This window comes from Agrobacterium sp. D14 (assembly GCF_001526505.1).
Lineage (GTDB): Bacteria > Pseudomonadota > Alphaproteobacteria > Rhizobiales > Rhizobiaceae > Agrobacterium > Agrobacterium leguminum.
Genome location: NZ_ASXX01000012.1, coordinates 21,862 through 41,888, shown reverse-complemented (window position 1 = coordinate 41,888; position 20,027 = coordinate 21,862). Strand labels below are relative to the sequence as shown.

The window sequence follows — 20,027 nt, the reverse complement described above, 5'->3', positions numbered from 1 at the left end:
CGCCGAGGTGAAGAGCATAATCCGGACGATCCTCGTTTTCCCGCTTCGGGCGATCATCGTTTTCGCCCTGATCCTGGACGGCATTTTCCGCCCGCTCTACCGGCCCGTCATCAGGGCCATATCCGGGCTGACATTCATCAAGCGACTGGAAAGCCGGATCGCGCGATTGCCGCGTCTTGCCATTCTCCTTTGCCTCGCCGTGCCCTTCGCCATCGCCGAACCGATGAAGATCATCGGTCTCGTCCTCATTGCCCATGGCGCCGTCAAGGTGGGGCTGGTTCTGACGGTCCTCGCTCATCTCGCGACATTCCTGATCGTCGAGCGTATTTATCACGCCGGCCGGGAAAAGCTCCTCACCTATCCCTGGCTTGCATGGATCATGCGCTATGTGCGTTTCGCGCGGTCGTTTTACGATCGCTTCAAACTTGCAGCGCTGAACTGGGTCAGGCTCCGGCTTCTCGCGCAATAGAGGCAGAGCGCCCCGTCACCGTTTGCGGCGCAACCTCTTCAGGAGATATTCCGCAAGGGCAGTTGACTGCAAGGCAATGAGAATAATGACGATACCGACCACCACACGGGCCTCCGGCACCTCGTCAAACAGGAAATATCCGACAGCAGTCACGAACAGGATCGATAGATAGCCAACGGGTGCAAGGACACCGGCATCGGCAATGCGATAGGCCCGCAGGAAGCAATATTGCCCCAGTTGCGCCAGCAGTCCGATGGCGAGCAACGGCCCCCAGTCGAGCGGCGCGACCGGCTTCCATGTCCAGATTGCCGGAACGGCGGTGATGACGGCAAGGCCGACCGTATAGAACACCATCATCACCGTGGTGTTTTCCTGCCGCAGCGCCCGGGTCTGAATGACTGCAAGAGCGCCGAACACCACCGAGATGAGGACAACCAGCACCCCCGCATTGAATGCCGCGCCGCCCGGCCCGATGACGATCAAAACGCCGACAAAGGCCAGGCACGCCCCCGCCCAGCGATATCGACTCACTCTTTCCCCTAAAATGGCAACGGCCATCGCCATCGTCACCAACGGCCGCGAAAACCCGACAGCGTTGACGGTGGCAAGCGGCAGAAGGGTGATGGCGATAAAATTGCTGGTAAGCGCAATGGCGTTGCAGCAAATCCGGAAAATATTGCGCCAGGGATATCGGACGCGCACCATTTCCATTCGGTGCCGCCAGATGAGCGGCAGAATGAAGAGCAGACCGATCATCGCCCTTATGAAGACGAGCTGGAAAGCTGGATAGGTAACGCCCTGCGCCTTGACGAGCGCGGTCATTCCACCCGAAACGAGGGCCATATCCATAAGCAGCCAGCCAATGCCCGCGCGGGCATTGGCGTCGCGCGGATTTTCCAGACTTTCACTCTTTCCGTCGCCATTCACGCCGGCTGCACAAGATTGGCCATGAGGCGGAAGGCCCCCGGCACAAGCTTGTCCATCTGGTGATGCAGCACGAGGCTGGTATGGGTGTGACGGCCCTTGCCTATGATACCGGAGACCAGCGCGCCCTTGAGCGGCTGCTCATCGACATCATGCATCGCAAGCAACGGCTCGTAGACATCGTCCCAGCGCGAGGCGAAATAAAGCCCGCGTTCCTTGTCCCAACCCGCCCAGTCGGCGGCATCGATTCTGTTGGGGCCGACGAGCAATGGATGTTCGGGCGTCAGCACCGTCACCTCCGCCTGCGGGTCGGTCACCCGCCAGCGCAAGGAGGGCTTGCCGATCTCAAGCCGCCTCACAGGCGTCGTCTCCGGGTTCCATCCATCGGTCGGCCGATGATAGAGCGTGACGAGATGGCCGCCATCTTCAACGAAACGATGAAGCTTTTCCGTTGCCGCAGCCAGATCCCTGCGGATGCCGAAAGCAAAGATGCCGATAAGAATCGTCCTGAAGGACGACAGGTCGCCGCCAAGCGCCTGAGCATCGAGTTCGGTGACATCGAGGCCCATGCGCGAAAGCCAGAGACCCACCCTGTCGGCGCCACCGCCGACATAACCGACGCGCGCGCCCTCGGGCAGTTTGAGGTCCAGCGACAGGATTTTCAAAACGGAAGGCGCCAGAAACCTTGCCCTGCCGATATGCGGATAAGCGATGGGCGTGATCTGGAAAGCGGGTTGCGAGCCGACAAGCGCTTCGATCTGGGCAAGGCCCGCCTTCGCATCCCCAGTGCGTTCGGCAATCCAGTCGCCGCCGCGCTTGCGCAGGTTCCAGCCGCCCGTATTCCTGAACGACAGTGGCACATCGGCACCCTTTATATGCGCCTGAAAGACATGGGCGTCCTGCTCCTGTCCAAGCGGCACCAGAAGGGCATCGGGCGCTATCATCAGCGACTGCGCGGGCGTCACGAAAAACGGCTCTTCCAGATCGAAGGCGGCCGAGACCTTTCTGCCTCCAACCGTTGCGGAAAGTAGCACAGAGGCATGGCCATTGCCGCCTAAGGCTTTCCAGTCGGGCTGGTAAAGCCCCGAAACAGCAGCATCCTGATCGGCGGCGAGCGAAAAAACCAGCGTCTCACCACGCGACTGAACGGACGACGAGACACCCGATGGAAGGACCGGCGTGACCTCGACATCAAATTCAGCCACCTTGTCTGAAAGCTCCACGGAAAGAAACGATGTCCCGCCCGGAACGATCTCCGCCGGCTCGGCATAGGCCCGCTCGAAAACATCGAGCGCCGTCAGGATAGCGGCGTCGACCTGCGCCCGCTTGCGTGCGATCCGATGCCCGTGCAGCTCCCTGAAATCCGTGGCTGCGGCTTCATCGACCGTCTGCAAAAGAGCCGCCGCCGCAAGAAGTGACGCCGTGATCCGCTGCCTGTCGGGAAATGCCGCGATTGCTTCGGTTATTGCCTGTTCGGCCTTGACCAGCGCCTTTGCCAGTCCGGCATCCAGCCCCGGAAAAGTCGCAAGGTCGGTGAGTGAAGACGGCAACCTTTCGAGGATCGAGCTTTCCTCGCCACCGACGGCATCCGAGAGCTCGAGATGCAGCGGCCAGACCTCCTGCGCCCGCTGCGGCCAATGCCCCATTCCCTGCGAGGCGTGATAATAACGCGACCATTCGCCGATGCGGTCATATTGCGCACCGGTGGCCTGCTCCCTGCCCGGAACATTGATCGTCAGCGTCGTTTCCGGCGGCGGCACTTCGTCATCATAGGTGTCCCCACCGCCCGACCAGGCGGGAAGATAGAACTTCGCCACCTTCCACGGTTTCAGCCCCTCGGCGAAATGCTCGGGATAGGCGACAGGATCGGCCGCGAGCGCGATGGCGCTCTTTGCCGCCCGCGTCATGGCGCGGTGGTGTCCGTGCTGTCCCGGCACATCGAGAAAGGTCGGAATGACGATATCTGGACGTTCCTTGCGGTAGGCGCGCACCAGCCGCTCGACGATGCGTTGCTGCCCCCAGCGGTTAAAGGTCTGGTCGCCATCCTTGGAAAAACCGAAGTCGTGGATGATATCCGCCGGGCCATGGCCGAGCCAGCTGATATCAGCATCGATGACGCGAGCGGCCTCCTCCAGCTCGCGCGACCGGATGACGCCAAGCGCGCCGAGCCGCTCCGGCCCCAGCGCATTCTGCCCGCCCTCGCCACGCGTCGAGCAGGCGATGATGATCCGCATACCAAGTTCCATGCGAAAATAGGCCAGAAGTCCGTTCTGCTCGTCGTCCGGGTGCGCGCCGGTATGCATGACCGTGACGGTGGATTTCAGCGCGCTCAGCTTGCGGTGCAGGCGCACAAGCCACGGATCGGCCATCTGCCGTTCGATGCGCTCCCGGGGGTTAAGCATGGGCGGTCTCCTCCAATATTCAGCCGGGTGCCTGCGCTGCGGCTCCCATGGATGTCTCGAGTTTTGGCGTGACGATGTCGAACAGCGGCAAGGCGGCGGCGCCGAGTGCGGCGGTCAATTGGCCGGACTTGCCGTGGATGACACGCGGCAGTTCCCGCTGCCGCCGGCTTGCGACCGAGGTCGGCAAAGGCCCCATCCGCGCAATGATTTCGCTGATGACGATTTCAGGCAGCGCACCGCCGAGAATGACCGTCTGGGGATCGAGAATATTCTCGAGCATGGCAACCATGGGCGCCAGATGGGCGGCGGCATCCTCGATCCATTCCATCACCACCGGATTGCCCGCTTTGAACAGGGCTTCCAGATCGTCAAGCTCCGTATCCACGACACCGGCGCAGACAAGTTTTTCCTTCAGCACATAAACCGAGGCATAGGCTTCGAGGCACCCTCTCTGCCCGCAGGAGGGGCAAGGCCTTCCCTTTGGCGAGACGGTCACGTGGCCGATTTCGCCGGCATTTCCGAACGCGCCGCGATAGGGCGATCCGTCCTGCATGATGCCGAGGCCGATACCGACGCCGAAGTAAATCATGCAGAAATTCGGGATGGCCAGCCCCGCACCGAACAGCCGTTCCCCGACTGCTGCGGCCGTCGCATCGTTTTCCACCACGACCTGCTGGCCGCAGGCTTCCCCCAGCATCTGCCGGGCATCGATGCCGCCCCAGCCGGAAAGCGTCGTCGGTCCGACGGAAGTCATGCCATCGATCTCGAAGGGACCGGGCATGACAACCCCGGTGCCGAGCAGCCTGCAGCCGAGATTTTTCGCAACGGCAGCATGTTCAGCGGCAAAGGTCTTGAATATGGCGTCCGGCGTCGTGTCCTTGAGGGGAGTAACACGATGGGTACGCAACACGCCGGCAAGATCGAGGCCGACGGTGACCATATGGTCGGCGGCGATTTCCACACCGATGGTCGCCCCGCCATCCGGGTTGACGGCGAACTGGATCGGCGGCTGGCCCCTGCCGGTGCGGCGGCGGCCGAGTTCCTTCAGCAATTCCTCACCCATCAGCTCGTCGACGATATTGGCGACCGCCTGCGGTGTCAGATGTGTGATCTTGGCGATCTGGGCGCGGCCGAGCGACCCGTGTCGCCGGACGATGTCGAGCACGACTCGCCTGTTGTGTTCGCGGCTCCGCTCAGGATTTTTTCCGATTGCTACGGGATAAGCGTCCACCGTGTGCACCGTCATCTCTTCAACTTCCCGTCTCTTGGAAAATTCATAGCGTCGAATTGACGATAAGCGCAATATAATAATTCAAGTAAATTATCTTATTGACAAATGCGCGCCTTCAGAGAACCGTAGAGAGCGACCGGGGGTCAGGCTTGCATGGGGCGGAAGAGGAAACTCCGCTGCCGGCAAATCGATGAGCGCGCGCGAAAGCGCGGATAAAGGGAACGATCGCTCCGCATCCGGAAGACCGGACGGAGGAAATGGAGGCTTACATGCGCAGGGCAACTCTGTTCGCCGGCTTGGTCGCCGGTTTCAGCACATTCGCATTCAACGCCGCGCAGGCGGTTGAAATCGAATATTGGCAATATGTCTTCGATACACGCGTGAAGGCCATGGACGAGCTGATCGCGGAATTCCAGAAGGCCAATCCTGATATCACCGTCAAGCAGGTGACCTTCCCTTACGCCGATTACCAGACGCGCGTCATCGCCGCCAATCTTTCCGGCAAAGGCCCGGACGTGATGCAGCTCTTCTACGGCTGGCTGGATAAATTCGCAGCCGGCGGCATCTTGCAGCCGTTGCCGGCCGATGCTTTCCCGCATGACAAGATCGAAAGCGAATTTTTCCCCATCGTCAGCGCCATGAAGCGCGGCGACGATTATTACGGCCTGCCGACGGCGGTGCGCTCGCTGGCGCTCTTCTACAACAAGAAGCTCTTCACCGAAGCGGGACTCGATCCCGCCAATCCGCCGAAAACGCTGGATGAATTTGTTGCCGCAGCGGAAAAGATCGCCAAGCACGATGCCGCCGGAAACCTCACCGTTGCCGGCTCCACGCTCGACATGGGCGGACAGGACCATCAATGGTGGCGTGAGGTTCTCATCCGCCAGTTCGGTGGCGAACCCTACACCGACAACGACCAGAAGGTCGCCTATAACAGCGAAGCGGGCGTTCAGGCCCTGAAGTTCTATACGAGCCTGCAGCTTGAGAAGAAGATCGGTCAGGTGGGCTTCATGGATGAAGGCCAGGCCGCCTTCCGCGCCGGCAAGGCGGGCATGACCATCGATGGCACGTTCCGTCTGGGATCCTTCAGGACCATCAAGGATTTCGAGTGGGGCGTGACCGAGCTTCCCACCAATGACAAGAACATCCGCTCCAACTATGCCAGCTATTTCGCAAACGGCATCAGCGCCAAGACGAGCGGCGAGGAACTGGAAGCCTCCAAGAAATTCCTTGCTTACATCTCCTCACCGGAAGCCATGGCGATCTGGCTGAAGACTGTCGGCGAGCTGCCGGCGCGGCGCGCCGCGGCACTGACCGAAGAGAACCTGAAGGACCCGGTCTACGCGCCGTTCCTGAAGGGCCTCGAATACGCCCATACGACCCTGTTCAAGGACGAAGCCGCCCAGCGGCAGAATGCCATCGACATGACGAACCGGATCTTGCTCGAGGGCCAGTCCGTCGAGGATTCCGTCAAGCAGGCCGCCGAGGCCGAGCAGGAAATCATCGACGCGGCGAAACCTTAAAACCCGCAGGTCCGACATGACAGCGATCGATCAACAGGGGGCGGCATCCGGCCGCCCCGGCGGCTCCTTCGGAGATCGCCTTTCCATGCGCACGAAACGGCTTTTGTGGATCTGGAGCTTTCTGGCGATCCCGATCCTGTTTTACAGCGTCATTCGTTTTTACCCGACGCTGCAGGCCTTCTGGCTGTCCTTCACCAACTGGGATTTGCTGCGACCGGCGAAGTTCATCGGCATCGCCAATTATGTGAAGCTGTTCAAGGACCCGCAATTCTGGAAGGTCTTCAGGAACACCTTCACCTATCTCATCATCGGCACGCCGATCAGCCTCGTTCTGGCTTTCGTCATCGCCTTTTATCTCGACCGGGTACGCATCCTGCACGGCTTCATCCGCGCGCTCTATTTCCTGCCCTATCTGACCACGGCAGCGGCCATGGCCTGGGTCTGGCGCTGGTTTTATCAGCCGCCGCCCATCGGCATCATCAACGACGTGCTTGGGCTTCTCGGCATTCCGCAGCAGCCTTTCATCCGCTCCACCGATCAGGCGCTTTATTCAATCATGATAACCGCCATCTGGGCGGGCCTCGGTTTCCAGATCATCATCTTCATGGCCGGCCTGCGCGCCATTCCGACCACGTTTTATGAGGCAGCGCGCATAGACGGCCTCGGCGAGTGGGCGATCCTGCGCAAGATCACGCTGCCGCTTTTGAAACCAACCACCGTTTTCCTCGTCGTCTTTTCCTCCATCGGCTTCCTGCGCATTTTCGACCAGGTCTACAACATGACCACCAATGATCCGGGCGGACCGCTCGGCTCCACCAAGCCGCTGGTGCTGATGATCTACCAGACCGCGTTCAACTCCTATGCGATGGGTTATGCCGCCGCGCAGACGGTCGTTCTTTTCACCATTCTTCTCGTCGTATCGCTGATCCAGCTCTGGGTCCTGAGGGAAAAGAAATGAGCGAAGCGCCGCCACTCTCCCACGCCCGCATCCGCCCCGGCCGTATCATCGCCTGGACCATATTGTTCATCGGCGGCCTGATCATGGTCTCGCCGCTGCTCTTCATGTTCTCGACCTCGTTCAAGACGGCGGACCAGGTCTATGACCTCAGGCTCATTCCCGCTGCACCGACGCTCGCGAACTACATCACCGTCATGGCAGACGGCCGTTTCCTGCGCTGGTTCTTCAACTCGATGCTGGTTGCGGTCATCGTCACCGTTTCCAACTGCTTCTTCGACAGTCTGGTCGGGTACACGCTGGCAAAATTCGAGTTCCGTGGCCGATACTTCATCTTCCTCGCAATCCTCTCGACGCTGATGATACCGACCGAAATGCTAGTCATTCCCTGGTATCTGATGTCCAGCCAGCTGGGCTGGCTCGACAGCTACTGGGGCATCATGTTTCCGGGCATGATGACGGCTTTCGGCACCTTTCTGATGAAGCAGTTCTTCGAGACGGTTCCGAACGACTTCATCGAGGCCGCACGCGTCGACGGTCTGAACGAGTTCCAGATCTGGTGGAAAGTCGCCCTGCCGCTGGTGACGCCGGCGCTTTCCGCACTGGCGATCTTCACCTTCCTCGGCAACTGGACGGCATTCTTCTGGCCGCTGATCGTCACGACAAGCAAGGAACTCTACACACTGCCGGTCGGCCTCTCGAGCTTTGCCGTGGAGCAGCAGATCCAGTGGGAAATGATCATGACCGGCGCTGCCATTGCGACCATTCCCACCCTTATCGTCTTCATAGTCCTGCAACGTTACATCGTTCGCGGTGTGATGCTGGCGGGTCTGAAAGGATAATATCATGGCCGATATGAACCCGCGCCAGTCGGATACCAGCAAGTTTCCCGACCCCGTCTACAAGGAAACCGTGCTGCGCCCGCTTTTCGACGGCGCCAAGAACCACCATGTGGACGGTTTCCGCCGCATCGACCGCGCCCATCTGGTCATGCTTCGGGAAACCGGCATTCTCGATGCGGACACGGCGGCGAAGATCGCCGGCGCGCTCGAAGACATCGACAGGACCATCGAGCCATCGGAGCTGGTCTATACCGGCGAAGTCGAGGATTTCTTCTTCCTGATCGAAAAGGAACTGAAAGCCCGCATCGGCGTCGATGTCGCCGGCCGCCTGCACACAGCCCGTTCGCGTAACGATATCGACCACACGCTGTTCAAGATCGGCCTCAAGGACAAGATCGATACGCTCACCGCCAAGGCCCGCATTCTGCTGAAAGCCCTGATCGATGCCGCCGCGCGCAATCAATCCACGCTGATCGTGGCCTACACGCATGGGCAGCCGGCCCAGCCCACCACCTTCGGCCATTACCTCTCTGCCGCCATCGAAGTGTTGATCCGGGATATTGATCGCTTCGCGGAGGCCCGCCGCATCGTCGATCTTTCGCCGATGGGCGCTGCCGCCATCACCACCTCGGGCTTTCCCATCGACCGGGCACGTGTTGCCGAATTGCTGGGCTTTGCCGCACCCTTACGCAATTCCTATTCCTGCATCGCCGCCGTCGATTATACGACGGCAACCTATGGCGCGATCGAACTGATGTTCCTGCATCTCGGCAGGCTCATTCAGATTTCCAGTTCTGGACGAGTTTTGAGGTCGGCCAGATCTATGTGCCGAATTCGCTGGTGCAGATTTCCTCCATCATGCCGCAGAAGCGAAATCCGGTCCCCATCGAACATCTGCGCCACCTCGCCAGCCAGACATTCGGCCGGGCGCGGACCGTGCTCGATGTGATGCACAATACGCCCTTCACCGACATGAATGACAGCGAGGGTGAAACCCAGGGCATGGGTTACGAGGCCTTCACATCCGCCGGCCGCGTGCTCGATCTCCTCGCCAGCCTCGTTGGCCAGATCAGCATCGATCCTAAACGGGTTGACCAGAATATCCGCCGCTCCTGCATCACCATCACGGAACTGGCGGATTCGCTCGTCCGCATTGAGGACCTGTCTTTCCGTCAGGCCCATGAAATTGCCGCAACCGTCGCCAGAAGCGTCGTCGCACTGAAGGGCGATCTGCCGAATGACGGTTACCAGCCGTTCCTCAAGGCCTTCCATGAGCTGACAGGGCGCGACACCGGCATCGACGAGGAAAAATTCAGGCAGATCGTCTCGCCGGAACATTTCGTCGCGGTTCGCAGCAGCTTCGGCGGCCCTGCCCCAGAGCCGATGCGGGAGGCCATTGCGGCCTATCAAGACAAGCTGGGTGAGTTGGCAGCGGAAGCGCAGCGATCCGCCGAGCACGAAGCGGCGAAGGCCACCGAACTGACAGAGAAATTTACCGCCCTGACGGGAGCGCGATAATGGCGACAATCGAACTCAATCAACTCGTGAAGCGCTACGGCAAGGTCGAGGCGGTCAAAGGCATAGATCTTGCCATTAAAGACGGCGAGTTCGTCGTTTTCGTCGGCCCTTCCGGCTGCGGCAAATCCACCACGCTGCGCATGATCGCCGGGCTGGAGGAGATTTCCGACGGCACACTGAAAATCGCCGGAAATGTCGTCAACGAGAAAGAGCCGAAACAGCGCAACATCGCCATGGTCTTCCAGAACTATGCGATCTACCCGCATATGACGGTTCGCCAGAATATCGGCTTCGGACTCTATACATCAAAGCTCGATCGCGCGGAAAAGAACCGGCGTATCGAAGAGGCCGGCCGGGTGCTGGGGCTCGAGGCATTGCTGGACCGTCGGCCTGCGGCTTTATCCGGTGGTCAGCGGCAGCGTGTCGCCATCGGCCGCGCCATGGTGCGCGATCCCGCAGCCTTTCTTTTCGACGAGCCGCTCTCCAATCTCGACGCGCAGTTGAGATCGCAGATGCGCATTGAAATCAAGCGCTTGCACCAACGTCTTAAGACGACCACCGTCTACGTCACCCATGATCAGGTGGAGGCCATGACCATGGCGGACCGGATCGTGGTGATGAAGGATGGCCATATATTGCAGGTCGGCACGCCGACTGAACTTTACGAGACGCCGGTGGATATTTTCACCGCGCGCTTCATCGGCAGTCCCTCCATGAACCTGCTGCGCGGCGCCAGAGCGACGAACCGCATCGCGCCTTCGGCAACGGGCGATCTTTTAATCGGCGTCCGACCGCACGATCTGCTCGTTGGGGAAAGCGAGGCGACCCAGGACGCCTTTTCTCTCGAGGGAACGGTCACGGCCGTCGAGCCGCTCGGTCCGGAAACGCTGGTTCATCTGGATACGGACACGACCTCCGTGATAGCAACAGCCAGAGGCAAATCCATTCCGGCCGTCGGCAGCCGGCTGCAATGCCGGGCGGAAACGGGCGCGCTTTACCTTTTCGACGCCAAAACGGAAAAGCTTCTGGGCCGCGCATGATGACAACAGAAAAATCAGCCGTCATCAGCATCGGCCGGATCTATTGCGACCTCATTTTCACCGGGCTTGATGAATTGCCGGTGCTTGGCCGGGAGCTGTTTGCCAGCGACATGGAAATCGCCGCCGGTGGCGGAGCTTTCATCGCCGCCGCCCATTTCGCCCATATCGGCCGCCCGGCCGCGCTGCTGGCAAGGCTCGGCACCGACACCTTCTCACGCGCCATCGGCGAAAAAATGCAGCAGAGCGGTGTGGACCTGCAATTTCTGGAACATTCAGCGGATGCGGGGCCGCAGGTCACCGTTGCGACGGTGGTTGGTCATGACCGCGCATTCCTGACGCGCCGCGCCGGCGCCGCCCGGCCATCCACCCTCGATGCCGCTTTCGCCTGGGAAAAGGCCGGCCATCTGCATATCGCCGAATTCGCCACACTTCACGAAATCCCCGATCTCATCTCCCGCGCCAAGGATAATGGACTGTCCGTCTCGCTCGATCCGAGCTGGGATGCCTCGCTGATCTATGACAAGGGCCTGCTCAGGGCCTGTGCCGGCGTCGACGTGTTTTTGCCCAACCTTGAAGAAGCCGAAGCAATCACGGGCCATGCGGACCCAGAAGCCGCTCTCACCGCTTTGTCCGGGGCGTTTCCCGTCGTGGCCTTGAAGGGCGGCGCGCAGGGCGCCTGGGTCTCCTCGCGAGCGGGTTTCCATCACGCGTCGGCGAAAAAAGTCCCGGTGGTCGATACGACAGGCGCGGGCGATGCCTTCAATGCCGGCTTCATCGATGCATGGCTGCGGCGAGAGGAAGAAAAGCTGTGCCTTGAAGCCGGTGTTGCAGCCGGAAGCCTTGCCGTGCAGGCGGCAGGCGGCGCTCCCAAGGTGCGCACGCCCTGATCCGCCCTACGCGCCTCATTCCCCGCGCGGATAACGCTGGTTTTCCTCCAGCACGTTGAGGTCCATGTGGTTGCGCATATAGCGCTCGGAGGCTTTCTGCAAAGGCTGGTAATCCCACGGGTAATAAGCGCCGTTGCGCAGCGCCTTGTAGACCACCCAACGCCGCGCCTGACTTTCCCGCACCGCCGCGTCGAAAACCGGGAGCTGCCAGCGCCGGCCGATTTCAGCGGAAAGCGATGAGAGGACGGCGCTGAAAGCAGGATCACCGGCAAGGTTCGTGCGTTCCTCGGGGTCCGCCTCGACATCATAGAGCAACGGCGGATCGGCCTCGCAGACCGACAGCTTGTAGCGGCCGTCGCGAAGGGTGACGAGCGGTGCTATCGAGCCTTCGGCGGCATATTCCATCGGCACCGGGCCGCGCTCGCCAGTTCCCGCTGCCAGCGCCGCCAGATCTTCGCCATCCGTCCAGCGTTTGAGCGAGGTGATATCGAGCCCCGCCAGTCCGCAGAGCGTCGGCGTGACATCGAGTGTGGAGACTGGCGTGTCGATCAAAGCCGGCTGCCAGCCCGGCGCGGTGATCATCAGCGGCACGCGGGCGGAACCCTCAAAGAAGCACATCTTGAACCACAGCCCGCGCTCGCCCAGCATATCGCCATGGTCGGACAGGAAGAGAATGATCGTGTCCTCCTCCATCCGCGTCGCCTTCAGAACCTCGAGAATTTCGCCGATCTTCTCGTCAATATAGGAGATATTGGCGAAATAACCGCGCCGTGCGCGGCGTATCTGTTCTACCGAAATATCGAAAGCCTTATGATCGCAAGCTTCCAGCAACCGTTTCGAATGCGGATCCTGCTCGTCGAAGGCAATCGGCGGTGTCTGCGGATCAAGCGCCGGGCAGTCCTCGTAAATATCCCAGAATTTCCGCCGCGCCACATAGGGGTCATGCGGGTGGGTGAAGCTGACCGTCAGGCACCATGGCCGGTCGTCGAGACGGCGCGACAGGTCGTAAAGCTTGCGGGTGGCGTGGTAGGCCACCTCATCATCATATTCCATCTGGTTGGTGATTTCGGCGACGCCTGCGCCGGTGACCGAACCGAGATTGTGATACCACCAGTCGATGCGCTCGCCGGGCTTGGTGTAATCAGGCGTCCAGCCGAAATCCGCCGGATAGATATCCGTCGTCAGGCGCTCCTCGAAGCCATGCAGCTGGTCGGGCCCGACGAAGTGCATCTTGCCCGAAAGGCCGGTGTAATAACCCGCCGCCCGCAGATGATGGGCATAGGTCGGGATATCGGAGGCAAATTCGGCGGCATTGTCATAAACCCGTGTCCGGCTCGGCAATTGCCCGGACATGAAGGAGGCGCGGGCCGGTGCGCAGAGCGGGCTTGCCGTATAGGTGTTGGCGAAGCGGACGGACCGCTTCGCCAGTGTTTTGAGATGGGGTGCGTAGAGAAAATCGGCCGGGCCATCGGGAAAAAACGTCCCGTTGAACTGGTCGGCCATCAGGATCAGGATATTGGGACGCGGCATTTCCACTTTCCGATTTTAGAGGCCAAGCTTGCCCTTGACGGCGTCCGCCCCCGGCTTGCCATCCAGCGTGGTAACGCCCTGCAGCCAGCCATCCAGCGCCTGCGGATTGGCCTTCAGCCAGGCCGCTGCCGCCGCCTTCGAATCCTCACCACCGAGAATGGAGCCCATCAGGGTATTTTCCATGCCGATATCGAATTTCAGGTTCTTGAACAGCGTCGCCGCATTCGGGCATTGCTGCGGCCAGCCGGTGCGGGCGAGCGTATAAACTTCCGCGCCGCCGAAATTCGGGCCGAAATAGGCGTCCCCGCCGGAGAGATAGGCGATATCGATCTTCTCATTCATCGGATGCGGCGCCCAGGCGAGGAAGATCACCGCCTTCTTGTCCCTGCCCGCCCGCTCCACCTGCGCCAGCATGGCCTGCTCACCGGATTCGACGAGTTGCCAGCCTTTCAGGCCGAAATCATTGGCGTCGATGATCTTCTGGATATTCTGGTTGGCAGGTGCGCCCGGCTCGATACCGTAAATCTTGCTTTCGAATTCGTCGGCATGTTTGGCGAGATCGGCAAAATCCTTGACGCCCTTTTCCGCCATATAGGCCGGTACTGCCAATGTGAACTTTGCGCCTTCGAGGTTCTTCGTCATCACCTCGGCCGCCTTGGCGGCATTCAGATCGTCCACGAAGGATTTCTGCGCCGGCATCCAGTTGCCGAGGAAAACGTCGATTTCGCCGTTTTTCATGGCCTGATAACCGATCGGCACCGACAGCGTCTTGACGTCGGCTTCATAGCCCAAGGCATCGAGCAGCACGGAGGCAACGCCATTGGTGGCGGTGATGTCGGTCCAGCCGGGATCGCTGAGACGGATCGTCTTGCAGGCCGCGTCATCGGCCGCCTGAAGCGGGGTGGAGAAGGCCGCCACGGACAGAATGAGACCGGCGGCGATGCGATGCAGATGAGAAATGGTTTTCATTGCGGCTCCCCTTTTATCAATCCAGTTTATTGAACACCACGTTGCTTTTGCCTGTGAAGCGGGTATTTTTCGATAGTTGATATAAGGAATTTTAATGTCAGACCGGCCACTTGACCTGGGATGGATGCGCATTTTCACCGAGGTTGCCCGCCGCGGCAGCCTGACGGCGGCGGCTGCATCCCTGCGGCTGACGCAGCCGGCCGTAAGCTATCAGATTCGCCGGCTGGAGGAGGAACTGGGCGTGGCGCTCGTGCAGCGCAGACATCGCGGCATCGAACTGACGACGGAGGGTCAGAGGCTGTTCGAGATCGTCTCGCGCAATGTGGACGCCATCGATCTTCTGGCGCAGCAGCTTCGCCGGACGGAGGAGCGGCAGACCATCCGTCTGCACACGGACTATGCCTTCTCGTCCCTGTGGCTCATCCCGCGCATGCATGGTTTTCGCGCGCTCAATCCGGATATCAATATCCAGATCGTCGCCACGCAGGATCCGCTCGGCCAGGGCAAACACGATAGCGACGTGATGATCATTTTCGGCACACGGCAGGAAGCGGGCGACGGGGCGGTGCTGCTGCTCTCGGAAAAGGTCACACCGGTCTGCTCGCCTGCCCTGCTGGCCGGGACACCGGCACCCGCGGCCGTTGCGGATTTTTCGCGGCGAAAGCTCATCCACCTCGAAAATACCTCGCAGGCGCACTGGTTCGACTGGCCTTCCTATTTCAAGCATTTCGGCGTGCAGAGAACGGCCGACCATGATGGCGGCGACATCAGCTTCAACAATTACACCATGGTGGTGCAGGCAACCATTGGCGAACAGGGTTTCGCGCTCGGCTGGGCCGGGCTGGTCGATCCGCTGCTCGAGGCCGGCGTGCTGGTGACCGCAGGCCCGAGCCTCGACGCACCGGGGCGCGGCTACTGGCTGATGCGGCCGAAAAGCAGCGACAGCGCGGTGAGAAAACTCACCGGCTGGCTGATCGACGAGCGGCGATAACGCCGCCCGCCAGCCCGTACCGTTTCCGGTTCAGATGGGATAATGCAGCGGCCCGTCCTGCAGCGTGACCCAGCGTAGCTCGGTGAATTCCGCAATGCCCGCCGTGCCGCCGAAGCGGCCGTAACCGGAGGCCTTGACCCCGCCGAAGGGCATTTGCGCTTCATCGTGAACGGTCGGGCCGTTGATGTGGCATATGCCGCTTTCAATGCGCGCCGCAATCGAAAGCGCCCGTGCCTGATCCCTGCCGAAAATCGCGGCGGAAAGACCGAACTCGGTTTCGTTGGCGATGCTCACTGCCTCATCGATGCTGCCGGCCCTGATGATGGAGACGACCGGACCGAAACTTTCCTCCGCATAAAGCCGCATGGCGGGCGTGACGCCATCGACGGCGATCGCATCCACCATCGTGCCGTTGCCGCCGCCGCCCGCGACCAGCCGCGCCCCCTTGGAAACGGCGTCATCCACCAGCGCCCGGATGCGCGAGGTCGCTTCGGCGCTGACCAGCGAGCCGAGCGGAGTTTTGCCCTCGCGCGGATCGCCGGCCGTGAGGCTCGACGCTTTTTTGGCGAAGGCCTCCACAAATGTATCGGCGACACTGTCGAGCACGATGATGCGCTCCGTCGACATGCAAATCTGGCCCTGGTTCATGTATGCGCCGAAAGCGGCAGCCGCGACAGCCGCATCGATATCGGCATCGTCAAGCACGATGAACGGCGCCTTGCCGCCAAGCTCCAGCAGAGCGGGTTTCAGGTAACGGCCGGCCGTTTCGGCAATCACGCGGCCAACGCGGGTCGAGCCGGTGAAATTCACGCGCCTTACGGCCGGGTGTGCGATCAGCGTATCGACGATCTTTGCCGCATCTTCCGGCGCATTGGAGACGGCGTTGAGCACGCCCTTCGGCAGACCGGCGGAGGCAACGGCTTCGATGATCAGCGCATGGGTGCGCGGGCAAAGTTCCGAAGTCTTCATGACAACCGTATTGCCGCAGGCGAGCGGCGTGGCGATGGAGCGCACGCCGAGAATGACCGGCGCATTCCACGGTGCGATGGACAGCACGACGCCCGCCGGCTGGCGCAGCGCCATCGCCATGGTTCCGGGACGGTTGGAGGGAATGATCTCGCCCTTGATCTGCGTGGTCAGGCTTGCCGCCTCCACCAGCATGTCGCTTGCCAGTTTGACGTTGAAACCGGCCCAGGCATCTGTCGCGCCGATTTCTTCCTTCATCGCCTGGGTAATATCAGGCCCGGCGGCGAGAAGCGCCTGCGCGGCAGCCAGAAGCAGGCGGCGGCGTTCACCGGGCGGCGTTGCCGACCAGACCGGGAAAGCGGCCGCCGCGGCATCGGCCGCACGGGTGGCGTCCTCCACCGTTGCAGCCGCAGCACTCGTCGCCACGTCGCCGGTGATGGGGTTGCTGCGTTCGAAACGCTTGCCGCTTGTGGCCGGGCAATGGTCGCCGCCGATGAAAAGATTGACAGTCTGCATGGTCTCCCTCCTGAATTCAGACAATGGCGGCGGTGGTGCCGCCAAGAAACGCCCGTTGCACGGCGGGATCGGCGGACAGGGCCTCAGCCGTGCCTGCCCCGACAATCCGTCCTGCTTCCAGCAAATATCCGCGATCGGCAAGCGCGAGGCTTTCGCGCACATTCTGCTCCACGAGCAGAATGGAAAGGCCGCTCTTCTTGATCTCCGCCAAAGCGGCAAACAGTTCCTGCGTAACGATGGGCGCAAGGCCAAGGCTCGGCTCGTCCAGCAGCAGATAATCGGGTGCGGACATCAGCGCCCGCCCGATGGCGACCATCTGCTGTTCGCCGCCGGACATGGTGCCGGCAAGCTGCTGCCGCCGCTCGGCAAGGCGCGGAAACAGTGCGAAAATATGCTCTCTTGTCGCCTTTTCCGCTGAACGGGCATGGCGAGGATTGGCCCCGAGACGGAGATTGTCCTCCACCGTTAGCGCCGCGAAAATTCCGCGTCCCTCCGGCACCAGCGCCACGCCCCGTTCCACGATCTGATGGGCGGGGACAGCGGCAAGCGACACGCCGTTGACGCGCACGTCTCCAGAGGCCAGAGCCACCATGCCGCCGACCGCTTTCAGCAGTGACGACTTGCCCGCACCATTGGCGCCGAGCAGCGCCACCGTTTCGCCCTTGGCGACATTGAGCGATATGCCGTCAACCGCGAGATGTTTGCCGTAACGGATTGTCAGTGCATCTATTTCAAGCATGTGCCGCTCCCAGATAGGCGGAAATGACCTGCGGATCGTCAAGCACCGATGCCGTCGGCCCATCGGCGATCTTGCAACCGGCCGCCATGACAACGGAGCGCGGGCAGAGTGCGCGCACGGCAGCCATGATATGTTCCACCAGCAGGATCGTCGTACCCTCCGATGCCAGCCGCCGGATCAGCGCTATTCCTTCCTGCAGTTCCGTGGGGTTGAGGCCAGCGAGCCACTCGTCAAGAAGCAGAAGCTTCGGTTCGCCCGCCAGCGCACGCGCCAGTTCAAGCCGTTTCTGATCGATATAGGTGAGATCGCCGGCCGGCAGGGTCTCCCGCCCGGCAAGACCTATTCTTTCGAGGCAGGCCCGCGCGACCTTCTCCGCCTCGAGACGGGACAGGCGTTGCGGCCCGAACATGGCCGATACGGCAACGTTTTCAAGCAGGGAAAGCGACGGCAAAAGCCGTACCAGCTGGAAGGTGCGCGCCACGCCGGCGCGTGCAATCACATCCGGCCGCCTGCCCGCAATCTCCTGCCCTTTGAGCCGGATAGACCCTTCAGTGGGCTTCAGCGCCCCGGAGATCAGGTTCATCAGCGTCGTCTTGCCGGAACCGTTCGGCCCGAGCAGCCCGACGACCTCGCCGGCCTGGATTGTGAGGCCAAGGCCATCCACCGCCTTCAGCCCGCCGAAGGTCTTGCGGATATCGGTGATTTCGAGAACGGCGCTCATGCCGCTTTCTCCTTTTTGCGCAATTTCTCCAGCGCCGCCAGCACGCCATCCGGCAACACAAAGACGATGAGGATGAAGAGAGCGCCGAGAATGATGGAAAAATGGTTGGGGAAGTTGGCGCCCAGCCACTCGAACAGCAGGAACAGCGGCACCGCACCGAGAATGGGTCCCCAGCGGCGTGTGGCTCCGCCAAGCAGTGCCATGATGACGGTGAGGAACGATACCTGCGGATTAAAGACGATGGCCGGCTCGATATAGACCCAGCGCGGGGCCTGAATGGCGCCGACAAGCGTGATGATCGTGGCGGAAAGCACGAAGAGCATCAGCTTGGTGCGGGCGAGATTAATGCCCGCATGGGCGGCCACAACCTCGTCGTCGCCGATTGCCTTCAGCGCCAGTCCGAGCTTGCTGCGGTCGATCAGGATAGCCAGCAGGAGGGTGATGACAGCCAGCGCCAGCAATTGCCAGAGCACATGCTGCGGCTCCAGCGGCAGGAAGATGTAGCGCCCGAGCGTGCCGGTCACATTCACCTCATACCAGGTGATGAGCTGGCGAATGAGTTCGGCAAGGCCAAAGGAGAAGATCACGAAATAAATGCCCGCGACGCGCAGCGTGGAAAGCCCGACGACAAGCGCCAGCGCCGCGCCGACAAGGGCCGCGCACAGGAGTACCAGCGGCCAGGGCAGAACCTCGCTCAGCACCGCGACCGTATAGGCCCCGACACCAAAGAAAGCGACGGTGGCGAGCGAAATATAACGCGTCGGGCCGGAAAACATCGCCCAGGCAGAGGCGAGTGTCGCATAACCGAGAAGGCCGATGATAACGCCGACGCCATAGGCATCGAAAAAGAAAGGGGAAAGCGCCAGCAGTGCAGCTGCGGCAAGGCCGATGAGAAGCGGGATCATTTGCCCCTCCTTGCGAAAATGCCTTCCGGACGCCAAAGCAGCACCACGAGGAAGAGCAGATAGGTGGCGGCAAGCGTGAGGCCGGGATCGACATAAACGAGTACGAAGGTTTCCACGAGGCCGAGCAGCAGCCCGGCAACCAGCGCACCGAGGAGATTGCCCACACCGCCCATGATGACGACGACAAGCGCCTTCATGGTGAAGACCACGCCATAGGAGGCGGAAAAGGTCTGGTACATCGAGATCATCACCCCGCCGGCCACGGCGAGTGCGCCGCCAAGGGCAAAGCCGATCGAGGCCACGCGGTTCACATCAATGCCAACCAGCGGCGCGGATTTGGGCGCAAGCGCCACCGCCCGCAGGTTGAGGCCCCAGCGGCTGTGGGTGAGCGCCAGATAAAGCCCGCCGCCGATTGCGACCGACAGGCCGAAGGACAGGAGCCGGTTCAGCGCCACCGTCGTGCCGAAGATGTCGACGCCATCGGAGAGATAGGAATAGGAATGGTAGTTGCCGCCAAACGCCACGAGCATGACGCCCTGGATAACGAAGAGCAGCCCGAAGGTCGCCAGAATGGAATTGACTTCCAGACGGCCGGAGCCGCCCGAACGGCGCACCAGCGGTCGCATCATGACCCGGTAGATCACGAAAGACAGGGCGTAACCGAGCGGCACGATGATGAACAGCGACAGGAGCGGCGACAGGCCATAGGCGGAAAACAGCACGAAAGTGATGAAGGCAGCCGCAATCAGCACTTCGCCATAGGCAAGGTTCATGATGCGGGCAATGCCATATTGCAGCGAAAGTCCAAGCGCGATCAGCGCATAGGTCCCTCCCAGCATCAAGCCGAAGATGAGGGTGGATAAAAACAAGGGAATGTCTCCAGTATGGAACATGGCCGA

At 61.3% G+C, this 20,027-nt stretch carries 17 protein-coding genes and 1 pseudogene; 8 read left to right on the top strand and 10 right to left on the bottom strand.

The window, feature by feature from the left end; genetic code table 11:
- Nucleotides 1-7 precede the first annotated feature (7 nt).
- On the top strand, nucleotides 8-469 hold the full coding sequence (locus L901_RS10375; RefSeq protein ID WP_059756285.1) for a hypothetical protein: 462 nt from the start codon (nucleotides 8-10) through the stop codon (nucleotides 467-469).
- 15 nt (nucleotides 470-484) lie between these two features.
- Here L901_RS10375 and L901_RS10370 read toward each other — a convergent pair whose 3' ends face one another.
- Genes L901_RS10370 through L901_RS10360 form a run of 3 tightly spaced genes read right to left on the bottom strand, consistent with a single transcriptional unit; the run spans nucleotide 485 to nucleotide 5,041 of the window.
- Nucleotides 485-1,396: a DMT family transporter gene (locus L901_RS10370; RefSeq protein WP_059756282.1), complete on the bottom strand. Its 912-nt coding sequence runs from the start codon at nucleotides 1,394-1,396 to the stop codon at nucleotides 485-487.
- A complete protein-coding gene (locus L901_RS10365) occupies nucleotides 1,393-3,795 on the bottom strand; it encodes a PIG-L family deacetylase (RefSeq protein WP_059756280.1) in 2,403 nt (800 codons plus the stop codon). The genes L901_RS10370 and L901_RS10365 overlap by 4 nt, the downstream gene beginning before the upstream one ends.
- Nucleotides 3,796-3,814: 19 nt before the next feature.
- A complete protein-coding gene (locus L901_RS10360) occupies nucleotides 3,815-5,041 on the bottom strand; it encodes an ROK family transcriptional regulator (RefSeq protein WP_059756277.1) in 1,227 nt (408 codons plus the stop codon).
- Nucleotides 5,042-5,283: 242 nt separating this feature from the next.
- Here L901_RS10360 and L901_RS10355 point away from each other — a divergent pair, with 242 nt between their 5' ends.
- The 6 genes and pseudogenes from L901_RS10355 (at nucleotide 5,284) to L901_RS10330 (ending at nucleotide 11,791) form a co-directional block, all read left to right on the top strand.
- Nucleotides 5,284-6,549 (top strand): extracellular solute-binding protein, encoded by a 1,266-nt coding sequence (locus L901_RS10355; RefSeq protein ID WP_059756274.1) that lies wholly within the window; start codon nucleotides 5,284-5,286, stop codon nucleotides 6,547-6,549.
- Nucleotides 6,550-6,565: 16 nt separating this feature from the next.
- Entirely contained in the window at nucleotides 6,566-7,507 is a 942-nt protein-coding gene (locus L901_RS10350) for a carbohydrate ABC transporter permease (protein ID WP_003521738.1), read from the top strand.
- Complete coding sequence (locus tag L901_RS10345) at nucleotides 7,504-8,346, top strand: carbohydrate ABC transporter permease (protein WP_059756272.1); 843 nt, start codon at nucleotides 7,504-7,506, stop codon at nucleotides 8,344-8,346. Before L901_RS10350 ends, L901_RS10345 begins: the two co-directional genes overlap by 4 nt.
- A 4-nt stretch (nucleotides 8,347-8,350) precedes the next feature.
- Nucleotides 8,351-9,864: pseudogene (argH, locus tag L901_RS10340) on the top strand (argininosuccinate lyase).
- Nucleotides 9,864-10,904 carry an ABC transporter ATP-binding protein gene (locus L901_RS10335; protein WP_059756269.1) on the top strand — a complete coding sequence of 347 codons (1,041 nt, stop codon included), beginning with the start codon at nucleotides 9,864-9,866 and terminating at the stop codon, nucleotides 10,902-10,904. The pseudogene argH and the gene L901_RS10335 overlap by 1 nt, the downstream one beginning before the upstream one ends.
- Nucleotides 10,901-11,791 carry a carbohydrate kinase family protein gene (locus tag L901_RS10330; RefSeq protein ID WP_059756266.1) on the top strand — a complete coding sequence of 297 codons (891 nt, stop codon included), beginning with the start codon at nucleotides 10,901-10,903 and terminating at the stop codon, nucleotides 11,789-11,791. Before L901_RS10335 ends, L901_RS10330 begins: the two co-directional genes overlap by 4 nt.
- A 15-nt stretch (nucleotides 11,792-11,806) precedes the next feature.
- Here L901_RS10330 and betC read toward each other — a convergent pair whose 3' ends face one another.
- Nucleotides 11,807-13,321 carry a choline-sulfatase gene (gene betC / locus L901_RS10325; protein ID WP_059756265.1) on the bottom strand — a complete coding sequence of 505 codons (1,515 nt, stop codon included), beginning with the start codon at nucleotides 13,319-13,321 and terminating at the stop codon, nucleotides 11,807-11,809.
- 15 nt (nucleotides 13,322-13,336) lie between these two features.
- Nucleotides 13,337-14,290 carry a choline ABC transporter substrate-binding protein gene (gene choX / locus L901_RS10320; RefSeq protein ID WP_059756262.1) on the bottom strand — a complete coding sequence of 318 codons (954 nt, stop codon included), beginning with the start codon at nucleotides 14,288-14,290 and terminating at the stop codon, nucleotides 13,337-13,339.
- Between the two features lie 94 nt (nucleotides 14,291-14,384).
- Between choX and L901_RS10315 the strand changes: the two genes are divergently transcribed.
- Nucleotides 14,385-15,281, top strand: a complete 897-nt coding sequence (locus L901_RS10315; RefSeq protein ID WP_059756259.1) for a LysR family transcriptional regulator — start codon at nucleotides 14,385-14,387, stop codon at nucleotides 15,279-15,281.
- A 30-nt stretch (nucleotides 15,282-15,311) separates the two neighbouring features.
- Here L901_RS10315 and L901_RS10310 read toward each other — a convergent pair whose 3' ends face one another.
- Genes L901_RS10310 through L901_RS10290 form a run of 5 tightly spaced genes read right to left on the bottom strand, consistent with a single transcriptional unit; the run spans nucleotide 15,312 to nucleotide 19,997 of the window.
- Nucleotides 15,312-16,763 (bottom strand): aldehyde dehydrogenase, encoded by a 1,452-nt coding sequence (locus L901_RS10310; RefSeq protein ID WP_059756257.1) that lies wholly within the window; start codon nucleotides 16,761-16,763, stop codon nucleotides 15,312-15,314.
- A gap of 16 nt (nucleotides 16,764-16,779) precedes the next feature.
- The gene (locus L901_RS10305; RefSeq protein ID WP_059756255.1) at nucleotides 16,780-17,502 is read right to left on the bottom strand and encodes an ABC transporter ATP-binding protein; all 723 of its coding nucleotides are present in this window, start codon (nucleotides 17,500-17,502) and stop codon (nucleotides 16,780-16,782) included.
- The gene (locus L901_RS10300) at nucleotides 17,495-18,223 is read right to left on the bottom strand and encodes an ABC transporter ATP-binding protein (protein WP_059756254.1); all 729 of its coding nucleotides are present in this window, start codon (nucleotides 18,221-18,223) and stop codon (nucleotides 17,495-17,497) included. Before L901_RS10300 ends, L901_RS10305 begins: the two co-directional genes overlap by 8 nt.
- The gene (locus L901_RS10295; RefSeq protein ID WP_059756251.1) at nucleotides 18,220-19,128 is read right to left on the bottom strand and encodes a branched-chain amino acid ABC transporter permease; all 909 of its coding nucleotides are present in this window, start codon (nucleotides 19,126-19,128) and stop codon (nucleotides 18,220-18,222) included. The genes L901_RS10300 and L901_RS10295 overlap by 4 nt, the downstream gene beginning before the upstream one ends.
- Complete coding sequence (locus tag L901_RS10290) at nucleotides 19,125-19,997, bottom strand: branched-chain amino acid ABC transporter permease (protein ID WP_059756248.1); 873 nt, start codon at nucleotides 19,995-19,997, stop codon at nucleotides 19,125-19,127. Before L901_RS10290 ends, L901_RS10295 begins: the two co-directional genes overlap by 4 nt.
- Nucleotides 19,998-20,027 lie beyond the last annotated feature (30 nt).